At 63.0% G+C, this 21,833-nt stretch carries 17 protein-coding genes; 13 read left to right on the top strand and 4 right to left on the bottom strand.

Annotation, left to right across the window (positions count from 1 at the left end):
* Positions 1-25 precede the first annotated feature (25 nt).
* The 6 genes from ACPJXG_RS28570 (at position 26) to ccoS (ending at position 8,887) form a co-directional block, all read left to right on the top strand.
* A complete protein-coding gene (locus ACPJXG_RS28570; RefSeq protein WP_425253000.1) occupies positions 26-2,134 on the top strand; it encodes an EAL domain-containing protein in 2,109 nt (702 codons plus the stop codon).
* Between the two features lie 195 nt (positions 2,135-2,329).
* The gene (locus ACPJXG_RS28565; protein ID WP_035823281.1) at positions 2,330-3,997 is read left to right on the top strand and encodes a methyl-accepting chemotaxis protein; all 1,668 of its coding nucleotides are present in this window, start codon (positions 2,330-2,332) and stop codon (positions 3,995-3,997) included.
* A 24-nt stretch (positions 3,998-4,021) separates the two neighbouring features.
* Positions 4,022-5,470, top strand: a complete 1,449-nt coding sequence (gene hemN, locus ACPJXG_RS28560; RefSeq protein ID WP_099403893.1) for an oxygen-independent coproporphyrinogen III oxidase — start codon at positions 4,022-4,024, stop codon at positions 5,468-5,470.
* 9 nt (positions 5,471-5,479) lie between these two features.
* Positions 5,480-6,247 (top strand): sulfite exporter TauE/SafE family protein, encoded by a 768-nt coding sequence (locus tag ACPJXG_RS28555; RefSeq protein ID WP_425252999.1) that lies wholly within the window; start codon positions 5,480-5,482, stop codon positions 6,245-6,247.
* A gap of 22 nt (positions 6,248-6,269) precedes the next feature.
* Complete coding sequence (locus ACPJXG_RS28550; protein ID WP_425252998.1) at positions 6,270-8,708, top strand: heavy metal translocating P-type ATPase; 2,439 nt, start codon at positions 6,270-6,272, stop codon at positions 8,706-8,708.
* Between the two features lie 2 nt (positions 8,709-8,710).
* The gene (gene ccoS, locus ACPJXG_RS28545; protein WP_035823290.1) at positions 8,711-8,887 is read left to right on the top strand and encodes a cbb3-type cytochrome oxidase assembly protein CcoS; all 177 of its coding nucleotides are present in this window, start codon (positions 8,711-8,713) and stop codon (positions 8,885-8,887) included.
* Here the strand turns inward: ccoS and ACPJXG_RS28540 are convergent.
* Genes ACPJXG_RS28540 through ACPJXG_RS28530 form a run of 3 tightly spaced genes read right to left on the bottom strand, consistent with a single transcriptional unit; the run spans position 8,875 to position 12,282 of the window.
* Positions 8,875-10,347 carry a virulence factor gene (locus ACPJXG_RS28540; protein WP_425252997.1) on the bottom strand — a complete coding sequence of 491 codons (1,473 nt, stop codon included), beginning with the start codon at positions 10,345-10,347 and terminating at the stop codon, positions 8,875-8,877. The genes ccoS and ACPJXG_RS28540 overlap by 13 nt on opposite strands.
* A complete protein-coding gene (locus ACPJXG_RS28535) occupies positions 10,347-11,300 on the bottom strand; it encodes an effector protein Tle3 domain-containing protein (protein WP_425252996.1) in 954 nt (317 codons plus the stop codon). Before ACPJXG_RS28535 ends, ACPJXG_RS28540 begins: the two co-directional genes overlap by 1 nt.
* The gene (locus ACPJXG_RS28530; protein WP_425252995.1) at positions 11,242-12,282 is read right to left on the bottom strand and encodes a T6SS effector phospholipase Tle3 domain-containing protein; all 1,041 of its coding nucleotides are present in this window, start codon (positions 12,280-12,282) and stop codon (positions 11,242-11,244) included. Before ACPJXG_RS28530 ends, ACPJXG_RS28535 begins: the two co-directional genes overlap by 59 nt.
* A gap of 245 nt (positions 12,283-12,527) precedes the next feature.
* Between ACPJXG_RS28530 and ccoN the strand changes: the two genes are divergently transcribed.
* From ccoN to ACPJXG_RS28500, 6 genes are read left to right on the top strand one after another with little or no spacing between them, the layout of a single operon-like run.
* Positions 12,528-13,955 (top strand): cytochrome-c oxidase, cbb3-type subunit I, encoded by a 1,428-nt coding sequence (ccoN, locus tag ACPJXG_RS28525; protein ID WP_035823294.1) that lies wholly within the window; start codon positions 12,528-12,530, stop codon positions 13,953-13,955.
* Between the two features lie 15 nt (positions 13,956-13,970).
* Positions 13,971-14,585 carry a cytochrome-c oxidase, cbb3-type subunit II gene (ccoO, locus tag ACPJXG_RS28520; protein WP_035823296.1) on the top strand — a complete coding sequence of 205 codons (615 nt, stop codon included), beginning with the start codon at positions 13,971-13,973 and terminating at the stop codon, positions 14,583-14,585.
* Between the two features lies 1 nt (position 14,586).
* Positions 14,587-14,790 carry a cbb3-type cytochrome oxidase subunit 3 gene (locus ACPJXG_RS28515; protein ID WP_035823305.1) on the top strand — a complete coding sequence of 68 codons (204 nt, stop codon included), beginning with the start codon at positions 14,587-14,589 and terminating at the stop codon, positions 14,788-14,790.
* Complete coding sequence (gene ccoP, locus ACPJXG_RS28510; protein WP_035823307.1) at positions 14,783-15,703, top strand: cytochrome-c oxidase, cbb3-type subunit III; 921 nt, start codon at positions 14,783-14,785, stop codon at positions 15,701-15,703. The genes ACPJXG_RS28515 and ccoP overlap by 8 nt, the downstream gene beginning before the upstream one ends.
* A gap of 2 nt (positions 15,704-15,705) precedes the next feature.
* Positions 15,706-17,088 (top strand): cytochrome c oxidase accessory protein CcoG, encoded by a 1,383-nt coding sequence (ccoG, locus tag ACPJXG_RS28505; RefSeq protein WP_035823309.1) that lies wholly within the window; start codon positions 15,706-15,708, stop codon positions 17,086-17,088.
* A 54-nt stretch (positions 17,089-17,142) separates the two neighbouring features.
* Complete coding sequence (locus tag ACPJXG_RS28500) at positions 17,143-17,667, top strand: FixH family protein (RefSeq protein ID WP_035823311.1); 525 nt, start codon at positions 17,143-17,145, stop codon at positions 17,665-17,667.
* Positions 17,668-17,670: 3 nt separating this feature from the next.
* On the opposite strand, the gene fnr is transcribed toward ACPJXG_RS28500, so the two are convergent.
* On the bottom strand, positions 17,671-18,429 hold the full coding sequence (fnr, locus tag ACPJXG_RS28495) for a fumarate/nitrate reduction transcriptional regulator Fnr (RefSeq protein WP_035823313.1): 759 nt from the start codon (positions 18,427-18,429) through the stop codon (positions 17,671-17,673).
* Between the two features lie 239 nt (positions 18,430-18,668).
* Between fnr and ACPJXG_RS28490 the strand changes: the two genes are divergently transcribed.
* Positions 18,669-21,743: a response regulator gene (locus ACPJXG_RS28490; RefSeq protein ID WP_425252994.1), complete on the top strand. Its 3,075-nt coding sequence runs from the start codon at positions 18,669-18,671 to the stop codon at positions 21,741-21,743.
* The last annotated feature ends 90 nt before the right edge of the window (positions 21,744-21,833 follow it).

The following is a 21,833-nucleotide window of genomic DNA, read 5'->3' as shown; positions in this document are numbered from 1 at the left end:
CCTGTATCCGTGCAGGGAGAAGACGATGAGCGACCAGCAAAAACGTTTGCAGATGGCACTGGAGGCGGCGCATATGGCGATCTGGGATTCGCGCATCGTCGACGGCCAGGTGATCGACGGCACGGTCAGCTGGTCGGCCAGGGGCGCCACCTTGCTGGGCCTGGAAGAGCGCCCGCTGACGCAGCCATTTCGCAGCTTTCTCGACTGCGTGCACGCCGACGACCGCGACAAGGTGATCAAAGTGCTGCAGGACGGCGTGCGCCGGCGCGGCGGCTACGACCTGCAATACCGCGTCGTCTGGCCCGATGGCAGCGAACACTGGCTGGCGGCCAAGGCGCACATCTTCACGGATGCCGCCGGGCAGCCCGACCGCACCCTGGGCATCATCTGGGATGTCACCGAGCACATGCTGCGCGAACTGATGATCGCCGAGAGCAAGGAGCTGGCCGAAGTGACGCTCAGCTCCATCGGCGACGGCGTGATCACCACCGATCCGTTCGGCAAGACGCGCTACCTGAACCGCGTGGCCGAGCAATTGACGGGCTGGAGCAACGAGCTGGCCCAGGGCCTGGACATCTGGGAAACCCTGAACCTTGTCGATGAACACACGGGTGCGCCGCTCGATCACGTGGCCATCAAGTGCTTGCGCCAGCGCCAGGCCATCGGCATTTCCACGCATGCGCAGCTGGTCACGCGCGACGGGCGGCGCATCGCCGTGGAAGAGTCAGCCGCACCCATCTGGTCGCGCAATGGCGACATCCTCGGCGCCGTCGTCGTGTTCCGCGACGTCAGCCATGAGCGCAAGCTGAGCCAGCAACTGTCGTGGCACGCCACGCACGACACCCTGACGGGCCTGATCAACCGGCGCGAATTCGAGCACCTGGTGGCTGGCGCCCTGCACACGGCCAAGGAAGAAGGCCATGTGCATGCGCTGCTGTACCTGGACCTGGACCAGTTCAAGGTCATCAACGATACCTGCGGCCATGGCGCCGGCGACGTGCTGCTGCAGTTGCTGGCGAAAATGCTGCAGGCGCAAATGCGCGACAGCGACATCCTCGCGCGCCTGGGCGGCGACGAACTGGGCGTGCTGCTGCCGCACTGTCCGCTCGACCACGCGCGGGTGATCGGCGAACAGCTGCGCCAGTCCATCCGCGATTTTCGTTTCGCCTGGGATAGCCGCAGCTTCGAGCTGGGCGTGAGCATCGGCATGGTCGAAATCAGCCGGGACAGCAAGTCCATGAGCGAGCTGCTGAGCGCGGCCGACCAGGCCTGCTACCTGGCCAAGGAGCAGGGCCGCAACCGCATCCACGTCTACCAGGAGTCAGACGTCATGCTGGCCCAGCGGCATGGCGAAATGCTGTGGATTTCACGCCTGAACGAAGCGTTCGCGCACGATTATTTCCGCCTGTACGCCATGCCCATCGTGCACCTGCACGACAGCCAGGAACACCACGACGAAGTGCTGATCCGCATCCGCAACAGCCAGGGCGACCTGATCTTGCCGGGCGCCTTCATCCCCGCCGCCGAACGCTACGACATGATGCTGTCCATCGACCGCTGGGTCATCCGCGCCGTCTGCGCGCATATCGAAAGCGTGCGCGACAGCCTGCCGCCGCTCGAAGCGATGGCGGAAAGCCGGCGCCGCGCACCGGCCCTGTATTCCGTCAACCTGTCGGGCATGTCGCTGGCCGACGCCGGCTTGCACGACTACATCACCGAGCAGTTCGTGCAATTCGCCATCGCGCCCGAGCAAATCTGCTTTGAAATCACGGAAACGGCCGTCATCGCCAACCTGCCCAAGGCGCAAGTGTTCATGCGCCAGCTCAAGGCCATGGGCTGCCGCTTCTCGCTCGACGACTTCGGCAGCGGCTTTTCCTCGTTCGGCTACCTGAAGGCCCTGCCCGTCGATTATCTGAAGATCGACGGCGTCTTCGTGCGCGACATCGCCAGCAACGCCATCAACCGCGCCATGGTCAAGGCCATCAATGAAGTGGGCCACGTGATGGGCTTGAAAACGGTGGCCGAATACGTGGAAGACGATGCCACCCTGGCCGTCATCCGCGAACTGGGCATCGACTACGCGCAAGGCTACGCCGTCGGCAGCCTGCGTCCGCTGACGGCGGGCGTGGATTAGCCACCGCCGGCAACCAGTAGCTTTAAAACAATGCCGCATTGCTATCGCTAAATGCGTGCAAGCACGACCAATCTGGAGGATTTTGATCTACATCAATAAATTTGCGCAGGCGACTCCTTACACTGATCTCCATTCTTGCAATCGTGCAAGTCTTACTCACCAATTGCCTATTTAACTGATCAGGAAGCCGCGACCATGCGACAAAATTTGCCAGTGACTAACCGTGAAGTCCTCGTCCTGGACGATCAGGCCATCGTGTCGAAAACGGATATGAACGGCAATATCGTCTATGTGAACCCGTACTTCAGCCAGGTCAGCGGCTTCAGCGAAGCCGAGCTGCTCGGTTCGCCCCAGAACATCGTGCGCCACCCGGACATGCCGGCCGAAGCGTTCGCCGACCTGTGGGCCTCGATCCAGGCCGGCACGCCGTGGACGGGCCTGGTCAAGAACCGCTGCAAGAACGGCGACTTTTACTGGGTGCGCGCCAACGTCACGCCGATCCGCGAAGCGGGCAAGACCATCGGCTATATGTCCGTGCGCGTCAAGGCGGACAAAGAGCAGGTCAAGGCGGCCGAGGAAGCCTATGCGGCCATCCGCAACAAGGAAGGCGGCAACATCGTCATCAAGAACGGGCAGATCGTGCGCCCGGGCCTGGCGCACCTGCTGCACAAGCTGACGCACATGTCGCTCAACCTGCGCATCTGGGCCGCCACGTCCATCGTCAACTGTCTGCAACTGCTGGTGTGCGTCATCAGCCTGTTCGCCAGCGGCGGCAAGATCACCAATTACGCCATCTTCGGCGCCACCCTGTTCGGCTTCCTGATCAACGTTTTCCTCTGGTACACCTTGCGCATGTCCGTGCTGAAACCGCTGGGCAAGGCCCTGAACGGCGCGCGGGCGATTGCCGCCGGCGACCTGTCGGGCAGTTTTGAAACGGACAGCACGGATGAAATGGGGCAATTGCTGCGCGCGCTGCAACAGATGAACAGCAACCTGATCGCCACCATCCGCGACGTGCGCATCAACGTGGAAACCATGGCCGTGGCCACCAGGCAGATCGCCGTCGGCAATATGGACTTGTCCGGCCGTACGGAATCGCAGGCGGCCAGCCTGGAAGAGACGGCCTCGAGCATCGAGGAATTCTCGTCGACCGTGAAACAGAACGCGGACAATTCCGTGCAGGCGAATGAACTGGCCGTGGCCGCCTCGAAAGTGGCCGTGCAGGGCGGCGAGATCGTCTCCGAAGTGATCACCACCATGGACGACATCAACACTTCGTCGAAGAAAATCGTCGACATCATCGGCCTGATCGAAGGCATCGCCTTCCAGACCAACATCCTGGCCCTGAACGCGGCCGTGGAAGCGGCGCGCGCCGGCGAGCAGGGCAGGGGTTTTGCCGTCGTGGCGGGCGAGGTGCGCAACCTGGCGCAGCGCTCGTCGGTGGCTGCCAAGGATATCAAGCAACTGATTGAAATTTCCGTCGGCAAGGTGGGCGCCGGCATGCTGCAGGTGAACCGCGCCGGCGCCACCATGGAGCAGGTGGTCAGCTCCGTCAAGCAGGTGACGGCCATCATGCAGGAAATTTCCATCGCTTCGCGCGAACAGAGCATCGGCGTCGACCAGGTCAACCAGGCCATCGCCCACATGGACCAGGTGACGCAGCAGAACGCGGCCCTGGTGGAAGAAGCCGCCGCGGCCGCCACGCGCCTGGCGGAAGAAGCGGCCAGCCTGTCGCAAGCCGTGAGCCTGTTCAATTTCGGCAAGATGCCGCCACCGCGCCGCGTCGCCATGCCTGGCGGCAAATCGGGCGCCGCAGGCGCCGCGAACGCCGGCAAACCCGCCATGAAACGCCTGGCCGCCTAAACCTTTCAAGACTTCATACACATCATGCCTACACTACTCAGCAGTGCTTCCGCCGACCTGGACGCCGTCGTCGAATTCGACCCGGTCATCATCGGCAAGATGAGCCAGTCCGGCCCGCGCTACACGTCCTACCCGACCGCCGACCGTTTCAATGCCGAATTTGGCTATGGCAACTTCCTCGAAGCGCTGGCCGCCCTGCGCATGCGCGGCGGCCGCCGTCCGCTGTCGCTGTACGTGCACGTGCCATTCTGCGACACCCTGTGCTACTACTGCGCCTGCAACAAGATCATCACGAAGGACCGCAGCAAGGCGGCCACCTATCTCAGCTATTTAAAGCAGGAAATCGCCATGCAGGGCAAGCTGTTTGCCGGCATGAACCAGATCGAGCAATTGCACTTCGGCGGCGGCACGCCGACTTACCTGAGCGAAAAGCAGATGGACGAACTGATGGCGCACCTGCGCCAGCATTTCGAGTTCGCTTCCGATGAAGACGGCGAATATTCGATCGAGATCGACCCGCGCACCGTCTCGCGCGAGCGCGTGTTCTCGCTGCGCGCGCAAGGTTTTAACCGCATCAGCCTGGGCGTGCAGGATTTCGACGCCGACGTGCAAAAAGCCGTCAACCGCATCCAGCCGGAAGCGGAAACGGTGGCCATCATGCAGGCCGCGCGCGACGCCGGTTTCCGCTCGATCAGCATCGACCTGATCTATGGCTTGCCGAAGCAAAACCTGGAAACGATGACGGAAACCCTGCGCAAGGTGATCAACGCCAGCCCGGACCGCATCGCCCTGTACCATTACGCGCACATGCCGCATCTGTTCAAGCCGCAGCGCCGCATCCTCGACGCCGACATGCCCGACAGCGCCACCAAGCTGGCCATGCTGGGCCTGTGCATCGCGCGCCTGACGGCCGCCGGCTATGTCTACATCGGCATGGACCATTTCGCCAAACCGACGGACGACCTGGCCGTGGCGCAGCGCCAGGGCCGTTTGCACCGCAACTTCCAGGGATACTCGACGCGCGCGGAAGCGGACTTGATCGCCTGCGGCGTGTCGGCCATCAGTTCCGTCGGCGCCGTCTACAGCCAGAACGAGAAGACGCTCGACGCGTACTATGAAAAACTCGACGAAGGCGTGCTGCCGATCGCCCGCGGCATCAAGCTTGACACGGACGATTTGTTGCGCCGTATCATCATCCAGATGCTGATGTGCAATTTCGAACTGTCGATCGCCAGCATCGAGCAAGCGCACCCCGTCACCTTCCGCAGCTATTTCGCCGCCGAACTGGAGAAGCTGCGCGAACTGGCGCGCGACGGCTTGCTCGTCATCGAGGAAGACTGGCTGACGGTGACGCCGAAAGGGCGCTTGTTGATCCGCAATATCTGCATGGTCTTCGACCGCTACCTGACCCTGGCGCGCGCCAACACGGCGCCGGACGCGGTGCAGCCGCTGCGCTACTCGAAAACGGTGTAACACCGCCCGATGAACGCCCTCAGCCTCGTGCCCATGTTCCTGGTCGGCCTGGCCGGCAGCGTGCACTGCATCGGCATGTGCGGCGGCATCGTCGGCGCCCTGTCGCTGGGCGGCGGCGCACCGGCCCCAACACGGCCCGTGATCGCCATCGCTGTGGCGCGCCCGGCGCTGCAATCGACGCAGTTGCAGGGCGTCTTGCGCGTGCTGGCCTACAACGGCGGGCGCATAGTCAGCTACATGCTGGCCGGCGCCATGGCCGGCAGCCTGGCGGGCGCGGGCATGCTGCACCTGGCGTCCCTGCAAGTGGCCGGCTACTGGCTGGCCAACCTGATGCTCGTTGCTTTGGGCCTGTACCTGATGGATGCCTGGCGCGGCCTGGCCCATCTGGAAGCGGCCGGCAACGTCGTCTGGCGCCGCGTGCGCCCCCTGCTGAAACCGCTGATGCCGATGGATACGCCGTTAAAAGCGCTGGCCGTGGGCGGCCTGTGGGGCTGGGTGCCGTGCGGCATGGTCTACAGCGCGCTGCTGACGGCCATGATGCAGGGTTCTGCCCTGAACGGCGCGGCCACGATGGCCGCCTTCGGCCTGGGCACCTTGCCCACCCTGCTGGGCATGGGTTTACTGGGTACGCGACTGCGCGCGCAGATGCAGCGCCGTCCCGTGCGCATCGCCAGCGGCTTGCTGGTGCTGAGCTTTGGCTTGCTGGGCCTGCTGCGCGCCGCGAATGGCGTCTCGCTGGGCTGGCTCGACGCCCTGTGCGTCACGGGCCATCCATGAAAAGACGCATGAAAACACACCTATGAATGCTGTTCTACAACCTTCCGCCTGCTTCCATTGCGGCTTGCCCGTCCCCGCCGGTTCCAGCTGGAACGTCACCATCGACGACGTGCCGCGCCCCATGTGCTGCCCCGGCTGCGAAGCCGTGGCGCAAACCATCGTCGACATCGGCCAGAGCGCCTACTACCGCGACCGCGACGAATATGCCGTCAATGCAGCCGATGCGACCATGGTGCCGCCCGAGTTGCGCCTGTACAGCAATGACGACGCGCAATTCGCGCGCGACGCCAGCAGCTGCGAAGCGACCCTGTCCGTCGAAGGCATCCGCTGCGCCGCCTGCGTCTGGCTGATCGAGCGTCAATTAACCCGCCTGCCCGGCGTGCAGGCAGCCAGCCTGAACGTCGCCACGGAGCGCCTGTATGTGCGCTGGAGCCGCGCCCAGTGCGAGCCGGGCGACATCCTGCAAGCCGTGCGGCAAGTGGGCTACACGGCCTATCCGTATGACGCCGTGCGCCATGGCGAGCGCCTGCAAAAAGCCAGCAAAACGCTGGGGCGCCAGCTGTTCGTCGCCGGCCTGTCGATGATGCAGGTGATGATGTACGTGGCGCCGTCCTACCTGGCCGAGGATGGCACCCTGGACGACAATATGGCCAGCCTGATGCGCTGGGCCAGTTTGCTGCTCACCTTGCCGGCCATCTGCTACTCCGCCATGCCGTTTTTCCAGGGCGCCTGGGCCAGCTTGCGCGCACGCACTTTGGGCATGGACGTGCCCGTCGCGCTGGGCATCCTGGCGGCCTTCTTCGGCAGCGTGGTGGCGACCTTTACGGGCCGCGGCGAGGTGTATTACGACTCGGCCACGATGTTCATTTTTCTCTTGCTATGCAGCCGCTATTTCGAGCTGCAGGCGCGCCGCAAGGCCGCCTCGGCCCTGGAACGCTTGCAGCACGCCTTGCCCGCCTCCGCGTCCTTGATGGCGGGCTTTCCCGACAACCGCGCCACCACCCTGGTACCGGCCGGCAGCCTGGCCGTCGGTGACGTGATTCTGGTCAAACCGGGCGAGGCGATCGCCGCCGACAGCGTCATCGTCGAGGGGAGCAGTGCGCTGGACCTGTCGCTGCTGACGGGCGAGAGCGCGGCCCAGCGACGCAAGACAGGCGAACAGGTACCGGGCGGGGCGATCAACGCCAGCGCGGCGCTCATCTTGCGCGTGCTCAAACCGGCGCGCGAAAGCACCCTGTCCGATTTATTGAAACTGATCGAGCGGGCCGGCAGCGGCAAGCCGCAGATCGCGCAGTGGGCCGATAAAGTGGCCGCCTGGTTCGTGCTGGGCCTGCTGCTGTTCGCCGTCGCCGTGTTCGCCTTCTGGAGCTGGCACGACCCGGCGCAGGCCTGGCCCGTGGCGATTGCCGTGCTGGTCGTGTCCTGTCCGTGCGCGCTGTCGCTGGCCACGCCGACGGCGCTGGCGGCCGCCACCGACAGCCTGCTGCGGCGCGGCGTGCTGATCGTCCAGCCACATGTGCTGGAAACCCTGCACCGCGCCACCCACATCGTTTTCGACAAGACGGGGACACTGACCCTGGGCCGGCCCGTGCTGCGGCAAATCGAGGGGCTCGGCAGCCTGAGCGAGGACGCCTGCCTGCAAGTGGCCGCCGCGCTGGAAGCGGGCAGCGCCCATCCGCTGGCGCAGGCGATCCTGGCGGCGGCAGAAGGGTTGCCAGGACAGCAGCCGCGCATGCATGCGGAACAATTACAGGAAGTGCAGGGCCAGGGACTCGAAGGCGTCGTCGACGGCGTGCGCTACCGCCTGGGCAACGCGGCCTTTGTCGCCGCCATCGCCGGCCCGCCGCTGGGCGACACGGCCGTCGGCATGCAGGGCATGACGCCGCTGTACCTGGGCACGCAAGGGCGCTGGCTGACGCGCTTTTTACTCAGCGACGCGCTGCGCCCGGAAGCGCGCGACGTGGTCGCGTATTTCCACCGGCGCGGCAAGCAAGTCGTGCTGCTCAGCGGCGACCAGGAAGCGCTGACGCAAAGCGTGGCGACGGAACTGGGCATCAACACGGCCTGCGGCGAGTGCCTGCCCGATGAAAAACTCGATTTCGTGCAGCAATTGCAGGCGACGGGCGCCGTCGTGGCGATGGTCGGCGACGGCATCAACGACGCGGCCGTGCTGAGCGGCGCCGACGTGTCGTTCGCCATGGGTTCCGGCGCCGCCCTGGCGCAGGCGCATGCGGACACGGTGCTGCTCTCAAACCAATTGGTGTCCGTGCTCGACACGGCGAAGACGGCCGCGCGCAGCATGCGCATCATCCGCGAAAACCTGGGCTGGGCAACCCTGTACAATCTGACGGCCATCCCGGCCGCCGCGCTGGGTTTTTTGAACCCCTGGCTGTCCGGCGTCGGCATGGCTGCCAGCTCGGCCGTCGTCATCGCCAACGCCCTGCGCCTGCGGAAAGCCTGAACATGGAAGCACTGTATCTTCTCATCCCCTTGAGCGTCGTCGTCGTCTTCATCGCCCTGTGGGTGTATTTCACGGCCTCGGACAGCGGCCAGTTCGACGACCTCGTCGGACCGGGCCTGCGCGTCTTGCAGGACGACGATACCCCAGCGCCCGACGCCACGCCGCCTCAGCGCGAATAACCCTGCGACCCCGGCCGCGCATCGAAGCGCCGGCCCCACCACGGTAAAAACACGGTATTGCCGCCGCGCGCGCGAAACCATGGCTGTTCGTGGTCGATGGGCCGTACCACGGCCGGCGGCGCCACCACCACGGCTGTCACACTTTCGCTGTCGCTGCTGCCCGCCACCAGCACGGGCCGGCCCACGTGGTTGGCATGGGCGATGGCCAGCGCCACGTTCGTCAGCGCCGTGCCAGCGCCCGTTTCGCCCAGCAAGGCCGGCATGTTGAACGTCTGCTGGTTGAAATCGAAGTCGGGCAATTGCTGCGTCAGGCTTTGCGCCAGCGGGCCGAGCCGTTCTGACGAAACAGGATAGGCGGCGCCGGCATCGTGGATGACGTAGCCGATGGCATCGTCATTCAATTGCGCGTTGCGGGCGGCAGCGTCGATGGCAGCGCTCCAGGCCTGCACGGCGCGCGGGGATTGTCCCTTGTCGGCGGTGAAATCGGCGACCTGGCGCGTGGCGGGAAAGCCCAGCCAGGCCAGCGGCGCACGCTCCGTCTTGTAGCCAGGGCCGGCCAGCACCAGCAAGACCATGTTTTCATTGATCTGCTCATCCTTGGGCGGATAGCTGGGCGCATCCCAGTTCATCACCCACACCGTCTTGTCGGGATTGGCCTGCAGGTAAGCCAGGCCCGCCGCCAGGGACATAAAGCCCGCATTCGCGCCGCCCATGGTGACGCGCACGTCGGGCGGCGTGGCCGTGGTCCAGGAATCGGGGAAGGAGGGGTTGCCGATGCTGAAGGCATCCGTGATCGTTTCAACGACATATTTTCCCGCCTCGTCCGGATCAAGGCGTCCAGCCGGCAAGGCATATTCCACATGGATACCGGCCAGTTCACGCCGCGTGGATTTGTCAGTCAGCGAATGGGCGTTGTAAAAATACTCTTTGTTGGAAAAGTAGATATCCCGGAAAAGATAAATCAATTCTTCCACATACTTTTCATGATACCCATTGAATGTTTCCCGCCCCTTGTTGCCGGAAGCGATCATGCCAATCGATTGCACCTTGCCAAAGCGCACAGGGTTCTCTTTCACTTTGCTATCGTCCTTGTTTGGCTTGGCCAGCCCCAGTGTCCACAGCAATTGCCATTCGGTCGGATAGTCGCGTCGCTGCAGGGGATTGAGCCACTGCACGCCCACGACCTGCGCAATGTAAGGCTGCGCGGGCGCAGCAGGGATGACGGCGGCAACCGGTACTGCGACAGGCGCCTTACTGGCGCAGGCCGAGGTCAGGAAAAGGACGGCAAGCGCCAGCAATGCCGGCATTAACAATAGTCGTTTCATCAGCAATCCTTCTTCAAAAGGAACATCGATTGGCCCGGTCTGCAATATCGACCAGAGTGCAATACCAGCCACAAGACTGAATACGCACATGCTCCAGCCCAGCCTGCGCGGAAAGGTAGCAATCAAGTTACGCATCAGGAGGTCTCCGGGCGCTTGTACATACGCTCATCCACAATTTCCGAAGGCATGCGCCCTGTGCTGCCATAACTTTGAACCCACGCCAATAACGGCTTTTTTTTAAACAAACCAAGCTTGAAATATTCAAGAAAAATTCTGTTTGAATTACCCCTTTTTTCCAACTCCTTCAACAATCGCCAATCCGCAATCACTCTCAACTCTCGCATCGCCTCCTCGCCGATATGCCCCACCCCAATCGCCACGTCATACGCCAGCGCCTTTTCCGCGTGCCGGGGATTGGTCAGGATGGTGGAATGGTCGGTCGCATGCGTGTCGCAGGTGGCCGCCAGTTGCCCCTGGATTTCCTGCTTGCGCCATTGCAAATATTCCGGCGTGGCGGTGGACAGGTCGTCTTCCATCATGGCCTTGCCGTCATTGCCGTCCAGCTTTTCGCGGCGGGCCTTCATGCGCAGGCGGGCATGGTCTTCGTAGCGCAATGTCGCCTCGGTATCGCGGTCGCCCTGCGGCGTGCCGCCCACGCTTGTATCGGCATACGGCTCGCCTGCCGGGGGCACCTTGCCCACCTGGCGGTGCGTGCCGGGCGGATCGATATCCTGGTCGAACCTGGGGCTGGGTACACCGAAGCGCACGGCCTGCGGTGTAAACACTTCCGGCAAGGCGGGCGCCGTCACGGGGATGCGCCAGTCGTTGGGCGGGATGGCGTGGATGGGGATCTTCAGCATCCGCATGAGGGCCGAGGTGGCGGTGGCGGTGCGCCTGGTCGCCGTCCTGCCCGCCTCGCTGCTGCTGGCGCGCACACCCTTGTTGGGATCATATTTGGAAATCGGCGAATGCGGATGCCAGAAATCGGCGCTGCCCCGTGCGGGCTGGCGATAGTGATTGCTCCAATAATCATAATCGCCGTGCTGGCCAACGGGAAAGCCCTGAGCGAAGACGCGCTGGGTAAACACGCCGTCGCCGCGCGTGGCCTTGATCTCTTCGGCGCTGAGACCCAACCAGCCGATGCCCTGGATGGGCGTGGCGGCGCGCCTTGCCGCTTTGCCGGCCCACATTGCCATCGACATCCCTGACTTGCCCCTGCAACCAGCCTTCGGTGTCGTTTCTGCGCAACAGGCTGTACGGTGGATTACATAAAACATAAGTATCGGCCACGCAACGGCCGCTTTTGCCTGCCGCATCTTTCACGTCAGCCATCTTGTTGCCCAGAAACGCGGCCGCCATGCCCACCATATTGCCCTGGCTGTGGCAGACGAGGGTAATCGGCACGTCGGCCTGCTGCTGGCGGATGGCCGCTACCAGGTGCGCCAGGCGCAAGGCCGCCAGCACGAAGTAGGGGCGCGGTGGACAGGCATACACGATACGGTCGTTGACGGGATTGAGGTGTTCGATGTGTATCCACAGGAAGAGGGCGTCCGACAAGCCCTCGCCCCACAGATCCGGCAGCGATGAGCAGCCATTCGCGAACGGGCCGCCGCCCCAGTAAGCATGTTCGTTCAGGTAGACCGAATCGCCATACGCCTGCAACTCCTTGTCGCTGGCCTTGTAGCCCCAGCGGAACTGGATCACGGGGGAAAAATGCGCTGGCGGCGCGATAAAGGTGCTGGCCGTATAGTCGGGATCGACGTAGCCGTCATCGCTCAGCTCGCTCCGATAGCTCACCGGCGTCAACCGCCCGCCCTGCGCCGTGGCATGCGCCATGTGCTCGTCGCAGCGCTTCATGCGCGTGTTCAGGCCGGCGCACAGGCCGGCTTCGGCCGCGCGGTACCACTCGCCGTCGGAATTGACGCCATGCACGAAGATGACGATGCCCGGCAACGGCGCCTGCACCAGGCAAGCGAGCTTGCCGTGATCGAACAGGGTCGTGCCATCGGCCTTGCCCACGAGCAGGTCCACCTGGGCATCCAACGGGTCGCAGCGTTCAGGGTCTTCCATGGCGGGCCTTGGGCGTGTCTGGACTCGCCACTGTAAGCCCTTGCCGCCATGCACGTTTTACGCCACATCAAGCCCCTGTTGCAGGGATCTTGCATGGCTTTTTTGACCGAAATATCACTTTATTTCGATGCCAGTTCGCTACGCTTATTTCATCCGGGGAATTTTGATCCACATCAAAGTTTTTTCTCGGTCAAACACTTACTCTCTGGCCACCATCATAAATAGTAATTCCAGGGAGAGTCTTTGTGGATCAATCGCTGAACTATAACTACAAGATCGTGAAGCAATTCGCGGTCGCTACTGTGGTATGGGGCATCATCGGCATGCTGGTTGGCGTTATCATCGCCGCTCAGCTGGCCTGGCCTGCCCTGAACCTCGATATACCATGGCTGACATACGGACGCTTGCGCCCGCTGCACACGAATGCGGTGATTTTCGCCTTCGGCATCTGCGGCCTGTTCGCTACCTCGTACTACGTTGTCCAACGCACCTGCCAGGTGCGCCTGTTTTCCGACAAACTGGCCGCCTTCACCTTCTGGGGCTGGCAAGCGGTGATCCTGTGCGCCGTCGTCACCCTGCCCATGGGCATGACACGCGGCAAGGAATACGCGGAACTGGAATGGCCTATCGCCATCCTCATCGCCATCGTCTGGATCGCCTACGCCATCGTGTTCTTCGGCACCCTGATCAAGCGCAAGGTAAAACACATCTACGTGGCCAACTGGTTCTTCGGTGCCTACATCCTGGCCGTGACGATTTTGCACGTGGTCAATGGCGCCGTCATGCCAGCCTCGTTCACCAAGTCGTATTCTGCGTATGCGGGCGTGCAGGACGCCATGATCCAGTGGTGGTACGGCCATAACGCGGTGGGGTTCATCCTGACCGCCGGCTACCTGGGCATGGTTTACTACTTCATCCCGAAACAGGCCGAGCGTCCCGTGTACTCGTACCGTTTGTCGATCGTCCACTTCTGGGCGCTGATCTTCACCTACATGTGGGCGGGCCCGCATCACCTGCACTACACGGCATTGCCTGACTGGACGCAATCGATCGGCATGGTCTTCTCGCTGGTCCTGCTGGCACCAAGCTGGGGCGGCATGATCAACGGCATCATGACCCTGTCGGGCGCCTGGCACAAGCTGCGCACCGATCCGATCCTGAAATTCATGATCGTCTCGCTGTCGTTCTACGGCATCGCCACCTTCGAAGGTCCGATGATGTCGATCAAGACCATCAACTCGCTGTCGCACTACACGGACTGGACCGTTGCCCACGTGCATGCGGGCGCTCTGGGCTGGGTGGGCTTCATCACCATGGGTTCGATCTACTACCTGCTGCCGCGCCTGGCGGGCCGCACGCAGATGCACAGCACGCGCCTGGTCGACGTGCACTTCTGGGTGGCCACCATCGGCATCGTGCTGTACATCGCCGCCATGTGGATCGCCGGCGTGATGCAGGGCCTGATGTGGCGCGCGGTCAATCCGGACGGCACCCTGACCTACACCTTTGTCGAGAGCGTGAAAGCGACGTATCCGTACTACGTGGTGCGCGTGGCCGGTGGCCTGCTGTACCTGTCGGGTATGTGCATCATGGGCTACAACACCTGGATGACCTTGCGCGGCAGCAAACTCCCCGTCGCCCGCATTCCGGAACTGAACGCGGCGCACGCCTGATAGGAGCATAAGCAAATGAAATTTTCACATGCATGGATTGAGAGAAACCCCTGGCTGCTGATCGCCCTGGTCACGGTAGTGATCAGCATCGGCGGCGCCGTCGAGATCGTTCCCCTGTTCTTCCAGAAGAGCACGACGGAGCCGGTCGCCGGCCTGAAGCCGTATTCGCCGCTGCGCCTGGCGGGCCGCGACATTTACGTGCGCGAAGGCTGCTACAACTGCCACTCGCAGATGGTGCGTCCGCTGCGCGCGGAAACGGAACGCTATGGCCACTATTCGGTCGCTGGCGAATTCGTCTACGACCATCCGTTCCAGTGGGGTTCCAAGCGCACGGGGCCCGACCTCGCCCGCGTGGGCGCGCGCTACAGCGACGAATGGCACCGCACGCACTTGAACAACCCGCGCGACGTGGTGCCCGAGTCGAACATGCCGTCCTACCCCTGGCTGGCGAAGACCAAGCTGGTGCCTGACGAAATCATGCCGAAGATGCGCGCCCTGAAACGCCTGGGCCAGCCGTACAGCGATGAAGAGATCGCCGCCGGCCCCGCGCAGCTGCAGGACAAGACGGAAGAAGACGCCCTGGTCGCCTATCTGCAAGGCCTCGGTACATTAATCAAAACAAGGAATTAGCATGGCAATCGAAAACCTGTTTGACAGCGCCAGCAGCGTCATGACGGTGGTTTCCTTTACGACGTTCGTGGGCATCCTGTGGTGGACGTTCAGCCGCAGCAACAGCGACTTCGACGCGGCGGCACGCCTGCCGTTCGCCGACGACGCGCTCGACTATCCGGCCGAGGCCGAGATGAACCTGGCGAAGGAGCATCACCATGGCTGACTTTACCAATGGCTTCTGGAATATCTACATCGTCGTGCTGTCCCTGCTGGGCATCATCGGCTGCGGCGTGCTGCTGTACTCGCAGTCGAAAATCAAAGTGGTCGAGGGCGCCCCTGCCGACGGCACCACGGGCCACGTCTGGGACGAGGACTTGAAGGAACTTAATACGCCGATGCCGCGCTGGTGGATGTGGTTGTTCTACATCACCATCGTCTTCGCGCTGGCCTACCTGTTCCTGTATCCAGGCCTGGGCAACTATGCCGGCAGCCTGGGCTGGAAATCGACGGGCCAGTACGAGGAAGAGCTGAAGAAGGCGGAAGCCGACTACGGTCCCCTGTTCAACAAGTACCTGAGCCAGGACTTGAAGACGGTGGCCGCCGATCCGCAGGCGCAAGCCATCGGCCAGCGTCTGTTCCTGACCTATTGCGCGCAATGCCACGGTTCGGATGCGCGCGGCAACAAGGGCTTTCCCAACCTGACGGACAAGGACTGGCTGTATGGCGGCGAACCCGACATCATCAAGACCACCATCCTGCACGGCCGCAATGGGCAGATGCCACCGATGGGCGCCGCCCTGGGCTCCGAAAAGGATGTCGAGAACGTGGCCCATTATGTGCTGAGCCTGTCCGGTTCGACCTCGGATCCCGTCAAGTCGGTGCTGGGCAAGGCCAAGTTTGGCGCCTGCATGGCCTGCCATGGTGCCGATGCCAAGGGTAACCAGATGCTCGGCGCGCCGAACCTGACGGACAAGACCTGGCTGTACGGCGGCAGCGCCGACACCATCATGGAAACCGTACGCAAGGGACGCAGCAACACCATGCCTGCCTTCAGCGATTTCCTCGGCGAATCCAAGGTACATGTGCTGTCGGCGTATGTCTGGAGCCTGTCGAATCCGCAGGCACCCGCCAAGTAAAAATGGAACCTCAAGTCATCAAGATGTATGCGGCCCGCGAGCAGATCTACCCTCGCGAGGCCAAAGGACGCTACGCTACCTGGCGATGGGTATGCGTATGGCTTACCCAGCTCGCGTTCTACGGCTTGCCGTGGTTGACCTGGAATGGCAGGCAAGCCCTGCTGTTCGATTTGACCACGCGCAAGTTCTACATTTTCGGCGTCGTGCTGTGGCCCCAGGATTTCATCTATCTGGCGGCCCTGCTGATCATCTGTGCGTATTTGTTGTTCCTCGTCACGGCCATTGCCGGGCGGGTGTGGTGCGGGTTCTCTTGCCCGCAAACGGTATACACGGAAATTTTCCTGTGGGTCGAACGCCGCATCGAGGGTACGCGCAGCGCGCGCATGGCCCTCGACAAGCAGGGCCCCTCCGTGCGCAAGGCGTTCAAGAAGACGGCCAAGCACCTGGCATGGGGCGCCATCGCCCTGTGGACGGGCTTTACCTTTGTCGGCTACTTCACGCCGATCAAGGAACTGGCGCAGTCGGTGACCACCTTGAATTTCGGTCCCTGGGAATGGTTCTGGGTCTTGTTCTACAGCCTGGCAACCTACGGCAACGCGGGCTGGCTGCGCGAGCAGGTGTGCAAATACATGTGCCCCTACGCGCGCTTCCAGAGCGCCATGTTCGACCAGGACACGCTGATCATCACCTACGATGCCAAGCGCGGCGAACCACGCGGCGCCATGAGCAAGAAGGCCGGCAACAACGACAAGCTGGGCGACTGCATCGATTGCACCCTGTGCGTGCAGGTGTGTCCGACCGGTATCGATATCCGCAACGGCTTGCAGTATGAATGCATCGGCTGCGCCGCCTGCGTCGATGCCTGCAACAGCGTGATGGACAAGGTCGAGCGGCCACGTGGCCTGATACGCTACAGCACCGACCATGCGATGGAAAACAACTTCAATTCGAAGCAGATACGCCAGCGCGCCATGCGCCCGCGCGTCCTGATCTACACTTCCATCCTGGCCCTGATCATCATCGCCGTATGTACGTCGCTGGCCCTGCGCACGCCCCTGAAAATGGACGTGATCCGCGACCGCGGTTCGATGGGACGCGAAGTGGAAGACGGCATGATCGAAAACGTCTACCGCCTGCAGATCATGAACACCTCGGAGCAAAGCCAGCATTTCAAGATCAGCGCTTCCGGCTTGCCGGGCCTGACCTTGCTGACGCGCGAAGAAGTGACCTTGCAGCCGACGGAAACGCTGGGCTGGCCGATCCGCCTGCGCGTGCCGCACGGCGTCGGCGAGAAGGGGTCGAACAAGATTGCGATCGAATTGCAATCGCTGGACAACCCCTCGCTGCATGTGCGTGAAAGCGCGGTATTCATCGTGCCGCGTTAAAGCAGGAAGGCCGGTCCCCGCATGGGGACTGGCCGTTTACACAGGAGAATCACCATGTCCGACAGTCTGAAACTGCAAGCCCCCGCCGATCCCTGGTACAAGCATCGCTGGCCATGGCTGCTGATGATCGGTCCCGGCCTGTCCGTGGTCGTCGGCAGCTTCATGGGCTATATCGCGTTTACGCAACCCGATGCGCTGGTGGTGGGCGACTATTACAAGCAGGGCAAGGCGATCAACCAGGATTTGAAGCGCGACACGATCGCCAGCGACCTGGCGATGGCTACCAGCTTGTCCTACGACGTGGCGTCAGCGCGCCTCAGTGGTTCCGTGCACAGCTTCGGCAAGGCTTACCAGGGTCCGCTGCAGCTGCACCTGGCGCATGCGACCCTGCCGGAAAAGGACATCAAGCTGCTGGTGCGGCCCGATGCGGCCGGCAATTTCTCGGTGGCGCTGCCGATGCTCGAGCGCAGCCGCTGGCAAGTGCTGGTGGAAAACGACAAGCGCGAGTGGCGCCTGTCCGGCATCTGGACCTGGCCGCTGCAACGCAGCATCGCGCTGCACGCCGACGAAGAGCTGTAGGCCTTATTTGCAGACGTCGGTACCGGCCGTGATGGCCTTCAGTTTTGCCGGCTGCAAGATTTCAATTTCTCGGTTCGAGACGCGCAGCCAGCCTTCCTTCTTGAATTTCGACAATAAACGGCTGACGCTTTCGATGGTCAGGCCCAGGTAGTTGCCGATTTCCTCGCGCGACATGCGCAGCTGGAATTTGCTGCTCGAATAGCCGCGCGCTTCGTAGCGCGACGCCAGGTTGACGATAAAGGCGGCAAAACGCTGCGTCGCCTGCATATTGCCCAGCAACAGCATGACGCTTTGCTCGCGCGTGATTTCCTGGCTCATCATGCGGTGGAAATGGCGCAGCAGGGTCGGCATATTGCCCAGCAATTGTTCCAGGCTGGAAAACGGGATTTCACACACTTCGCTGTCTTCCAGCGCCACCGCATTACAGTGGTGGCGGTCGGCGCTGATGGCGTCCATGCCCAGCAGTTCGCCGGCCATCTGGAAGCCCGTCACCTGCTCTTCGCCGCCCGGATTGATCTGGTACGTCTTGAAGTGCCCCAGGCGGATCGCGTACAGGTTCTGGAACGAGTCGCCGATGCGGAACAGCGAGGCGCCGCGCACGATCTTGCGGCGGCGGCCGATGATCTGGTCCAGCCTGTCCATGTCGCCCATATCGAGGCCCATCGGCAGGCACAATTGATGCATGCTGCAGGTCGAGCATCGCGCACGCAACGCTTCCACGTTCACTGTAGGCAAGGTTGGAGTGAGTAGCGCTTCAGTCATGTCGGTACCTTTTAGAAAATGCAACAACAAGTTTACTGCATACAGGGTTGCCGTGTGCCAATTTCACGGCAATTTCGCTGAATAAACGACGTTCCGACTTTAATTATATGGCAACATCGTCAAAAGCCCATGCGGGGAGGGCAATTTGCGCGGCGCCGCTTGCCAAGCTGGGGCATTGATAGGAAAATTCCTGACAGCATTACTTGCCGCCTGTGCCGCCCGGTACTGAAAAGGAAATCATGAAGCCTCTCGGCATCAAAGCAAAAGTCGCGCTGGCCACCAGCCTGACCTCGATCGCCATGATCGCGCTGGTCACCATGATCCAGGTGCAGCACATGCGCGACGATTTCACTAAAGTACTGCTGAGCCAGCAGTCATCCCTGATCAGCCGTACCGCTGCCGAGCTCGACGACAAGCTGGGCATGCTGCTGCAGATCGTCACCCTGACGGCCCGGCAGCAGCCGCCGGAACTGATCGCCCGGCCCGCCCAATTGCGCGAATACTATTCGCGCCGCTCGATGCTGGTGCTGTTCGACGACGTGCTGGTGCTCGACGCGCAAGGCGCCGTCGTGGCCGACATGCCGGAAGTGCCGGGGCGCGCCGGCATCAACGTCGCCGAGCGCGAGTATTTCCAGACCGTCCTGCGCACGCGCCAGCCCATGATCACCGAACCGATGCTGGGTAAATCGAGCGGCATGCCCATCGTGCAGATGGTGGCGCCCGTGCTCACCGCCGATGGCCAGGTGGCCGGCGTGGTGATCGGCGTGCTGCGCCTGTACAAGGACAACCTGCTGGGGCGTTTGCGCTCGGAAAAGGTCGGCAAGAGCGGCTATTACTTCATCCTCACGCGCGGCGCCGTGCCGCGCTACGTGCTGCACCCCGATACCAGCCGCCTGCTGCAGCCGCGCCAGCCGAACGCCAACCTGACGACGACCCAGCTGCTGAAGGAAGATGGCGAAGGCAGCATGGTCAGCACCAACAGCCGCGGCATCACGGCAGTCAACAGCTTCAAGCGTTTGAAATCGGTGAACTGGCTGCTGGCCACCTCGCTGCCCGTCGCGGACGCCTTCGAACCGTTCGATGGCGTGCTGTACCGGCTGGTGCTGTGGAGCATCCTCGCCTCGCTGCTGGCCGCCTTTGTTCTGGGCTGGGTCACCGTGCGCCTGCTGTCGCCGCTGGTGCGCCTGCGCGACACCCTGCTGGCCCTGCGCACCAGCGGCAGCCGTTTTACCCCCGTGCCGGTGCAGCAGCGCGACGAGATCGGCGAACTGACGGAAGCGTTCAACGGCCTGATGAGCGAGCGCGACCGTCTGCAGCAGGAACTCGAATCGCGCGCGGCCGAACTGGAGCAGGAACGCGACCGGGCCGAGGCGGCCAACCGCGCGAAAAGCGATTTCGTGGCCAACATGAGCCATGAAATCCGCACGCCCCTCAATGCCGTGCTGGGCATGGTGTATTTGCTGGGCAATACCAGACTCGACACGGAACAGCGCAAGTATCTGACCATGGTCAGAGTGGCGGGCCAGTCGCTGCTGGGCATCCTCAACGACGTGCTCGACTATTCGAAGATCGAGGCGCGCCGCATGGAATTGTCGCCCGTCGAATTCGACCTCGACGAAGTCATGAATACCCTGGCCACGACGATGACGATGAATGCGGGCGAAAAGGAACTGGAACTGGCCATCGCCGTCGAACCCGACGTGCCGCGGCGCCTGGTGGGCGACGCCCAGCGCCTGCAGCAAATCCTCGTCAACCTGGCCGGCAACGCCATCAAATTTACCGAGAGCGGCGAAGTGGTGGTGGCCGTCAGCCTGGCCGAGAGAGAGAGCGGCCGCGCCTGGCTGCGCTTCGAAGTGCGCGACACGGGCATCGGCATGACGGAACTGCAGCAACAGCAGCTGTTCGCCGCGTTTTCGCAGGGCGACCAGAGCATCACGCGGCGCTTCGGCGGCACGGGCCTGGGCCTGGCCATCAGCAAGCAGCTGATCCACATGATGGGCGGCGACATCGCCGTCGCCAGCAGCGAAGGCAAGGGCAGCCGCTTCTGGTTCAGCGTGCCCTTCGAGATGCTGGCGCAACCGGCGGAAACGCGGCGCACGCCGGCCCTGGGACAGTTGCGCCTGCTGGTGGCCGACGACAACCGCACCACGCGCGAACTGATCGTCAAGCTGATCGAGGCGTGGGGCTGGCTGGCCGACGAAGTGGACTCCGGCTTTGCCGCCATCGAACTGTACCGCGAACGCCTGGCGCAGCAGCAACCGTACGACGTGGTGCTGGCCGACTGGCACATGCCCGTCATGGACGGCCTGGCCACGGCCAAGGCCATCCGCCAGGCGGCCAGCGGCCAGCGCCAGCCCATCGTGGTGATGGTCAACGCATTCGCCCGCAACCACCTGGAGGAAATCTCCAGCGCGGCCGAGGCCGACGTCGTGCTGATGAAGCCGATCACGGGATCGAGCCTGTTCGACGCCCTGCACCAGGCGCTGATCGCCAAGGACGACGGCGGCGAACAGCGCATCTTGCACCAGCCGCTGGGCACGGAACTGGCGGGCGTGCATTTCCTGCTGGTGGAAGACAATCATTTGAACCAGGCCGTGGCGCGCGGCATCCTCGAACACATGGGCGCCACCCTGGACGTAGTGGGCGACGGCTTGCAAGCCGTGGAACGGCTGCGCACGGAAGCGCTACGCTACGACATCGTGCTGATGGACATGCAGATGCCCGTCATGGACGGTTTCAGCGCCACCCACATCATCCGCACGGAACTGCGCTTGGGCCTGCCCGTGATCGCCATGACGGCCGGCGTGCTGGCGTCCGAGCGCGAGCGCTGCATGACGGCCGGCATCAGCGATTTCATCGCCAAGCCCGTCGTGGTGGAAGAGATGATGGAAGTCATCCTGCGCCACCTGCCCAAGCGCCCGCAAGTGCAAACGGCCGAGCCGGCACGCGTCGCCGATGAGGAAGTGTTTTCCATGGCGCCGCTGATGCGCGTGATGGGGCGCGACGCGAAGGGGCGCGGCGTGCTGCGGCGCATGGTGGAAGACGCGCTGAACAAGGGCATGACGCCCGTGCGCGACGCCGAAACCGCGTTGCAGGCTGGCCGCCACAGCGACGTGGCGCGCATCCTGCACAGCGTGCGCGGCTCCGTCGGCACGCTGGGCACGAAACGCCTGATCCGCGCCGCGTTCGCCACCGAGGAAGCCATCGATGCTGGCCGCTTTGATGAGGTGCCGGCGCTGCTGGCGCACACGGCGCTGGAGCTGGAACTGGTGCTGGCGGCGGCGGCGGATTGGTTGTCGAGGCTAAAAGATTAAAAAGGTAGGTCGGATTAGCGGCGGCACGCCGCGTAATCCGACAACATTGTTGGCGGATCATGTCGGATTACGCGCAAGCGCTAATCCGAC

Origin of the sequence: Janthinobacterium sp. NFX145 (assembly GCF_049810325.1) — a bacterium.
GTDB classification, from domain to species: Bacteria; Pseudomonadota; Gammaproteobacteria; order Burkholderiales; family Burkholderiaceae_D; genus Janthinobacterium; species Janthinobacterium rivuli.
Note: the sequence above shows the minus strand (reverse complement) of the source record. Positions and strands in the feature narration are given on the sequence as shown.

Excerpts from the sequence above, each read along its gene's own strand:
- ACPJXG_RS28570 (WP_425253000.1), top strand. The coding sequence starts at position 26 with ATGAGCGACCAGCAAAAACGTTTGCAGATGGCACTGGAGGCGGCGCAT.
- ACPJXG_RS28540 (WP_425252997.1), bottom strand. The coding sequence starts at position 10,347 with ATGCGTAACTTGATTGCTACCTTTCCGCGCAGGCTGGGCTGGAGCATG.
- ACPJXG_RS28530 (WP_425252995.1), bottom strand. The coding sequence starts at position 12,282 with ATGGAAGACCCTGAACGCTGCGACCCGTTGGATGCCCAGGTGGACCTG.
- ACPJXG_RS28515 (WP_035823305.1), top strand. The coding sequence starts at position 14,587 with ATGGCAATCGAAAACCTGTTTGACAGCGCCAGCAGCGTCATGACGGTG.
- ACPJXG_RS28490 (WP_425252994.1), top strand. The coding sequence starts at position 18,669 with ATGAAGCCTCTCGGCATCAAAGCAAAAGTCGCGCTGGCCACCAGCCTG.
- ACPJXG_RS28500 (WP_035823311.1), top strand. The coding sequence starts at position 17,143 with ATGTCCGACAGTCTGAAACTGCAAGCCCCCGCCGATCCCTGGTACAAG.
- fnr (WP_035823313.1), bottom strand. The coding sequence starts at position 18,429 with ATGACTGAAGCGCTACTCACTCCAACCTTGCCTACAGTGAACGTGGAA.
- hemN (WP_099403893.1), top strand. The coding sequence starts at position 4,022 with ATGCCTACACTACTCAGCAGTGCTTCCGCCGACCTGGACGCCGTCGTC.
- ccoS (WP_035823290.1), top strand. The coding sequence starts at position 8,711 with ATGGAAGCACTGTATCTTCTCATCCCCTTGAGCGTCGTCGTCGTCTTC.
- ccoO (WP_035823296.1), top strand. The coding sequence starts at position 13,971 with ATGAAATTTTCACATGCATGGATTGAGAGAAACCCCTGGCTGCTGATC.
- ccoP (WP_035823307.1), top strand. The coding sequence starts at position 14,783 with ATGGCTGACTTTACCAATGGCTTCTGGAATATCTACATCGTCGTGCTG.
- ACPJXG_RS28555 (WP_425252999.1), top strand. The coding sequence starts at position 5,480 with ATGAACGCCCTCAGCCTCGTGCCCATGTTCCTGGTCGGCCTGGCCGGC.
- ccoG (WP_035823309.1), top strand. The coding sequence starts at position 15,706 with ATGGAACCTCAAGTCATCAAGATGTATGCGGCCCGCGAGCAGATCTAC.
- ACPJXG_RS28565 (WP_035823281.1), top strand. The coding sequence starts at position 2,330 with ATGCGACAAAATTTGCCAGTGACTAACCGTGAAGTCCTCGTCCTGGAC.
- ACPJXG_RS28550 (WP_425252998.1), top strand. The coding sequence starts at position 6,270 with ATGAATGCTGTTCTACAACCTTCCGCCTGCTTCCATTGCGGCTTGCCC.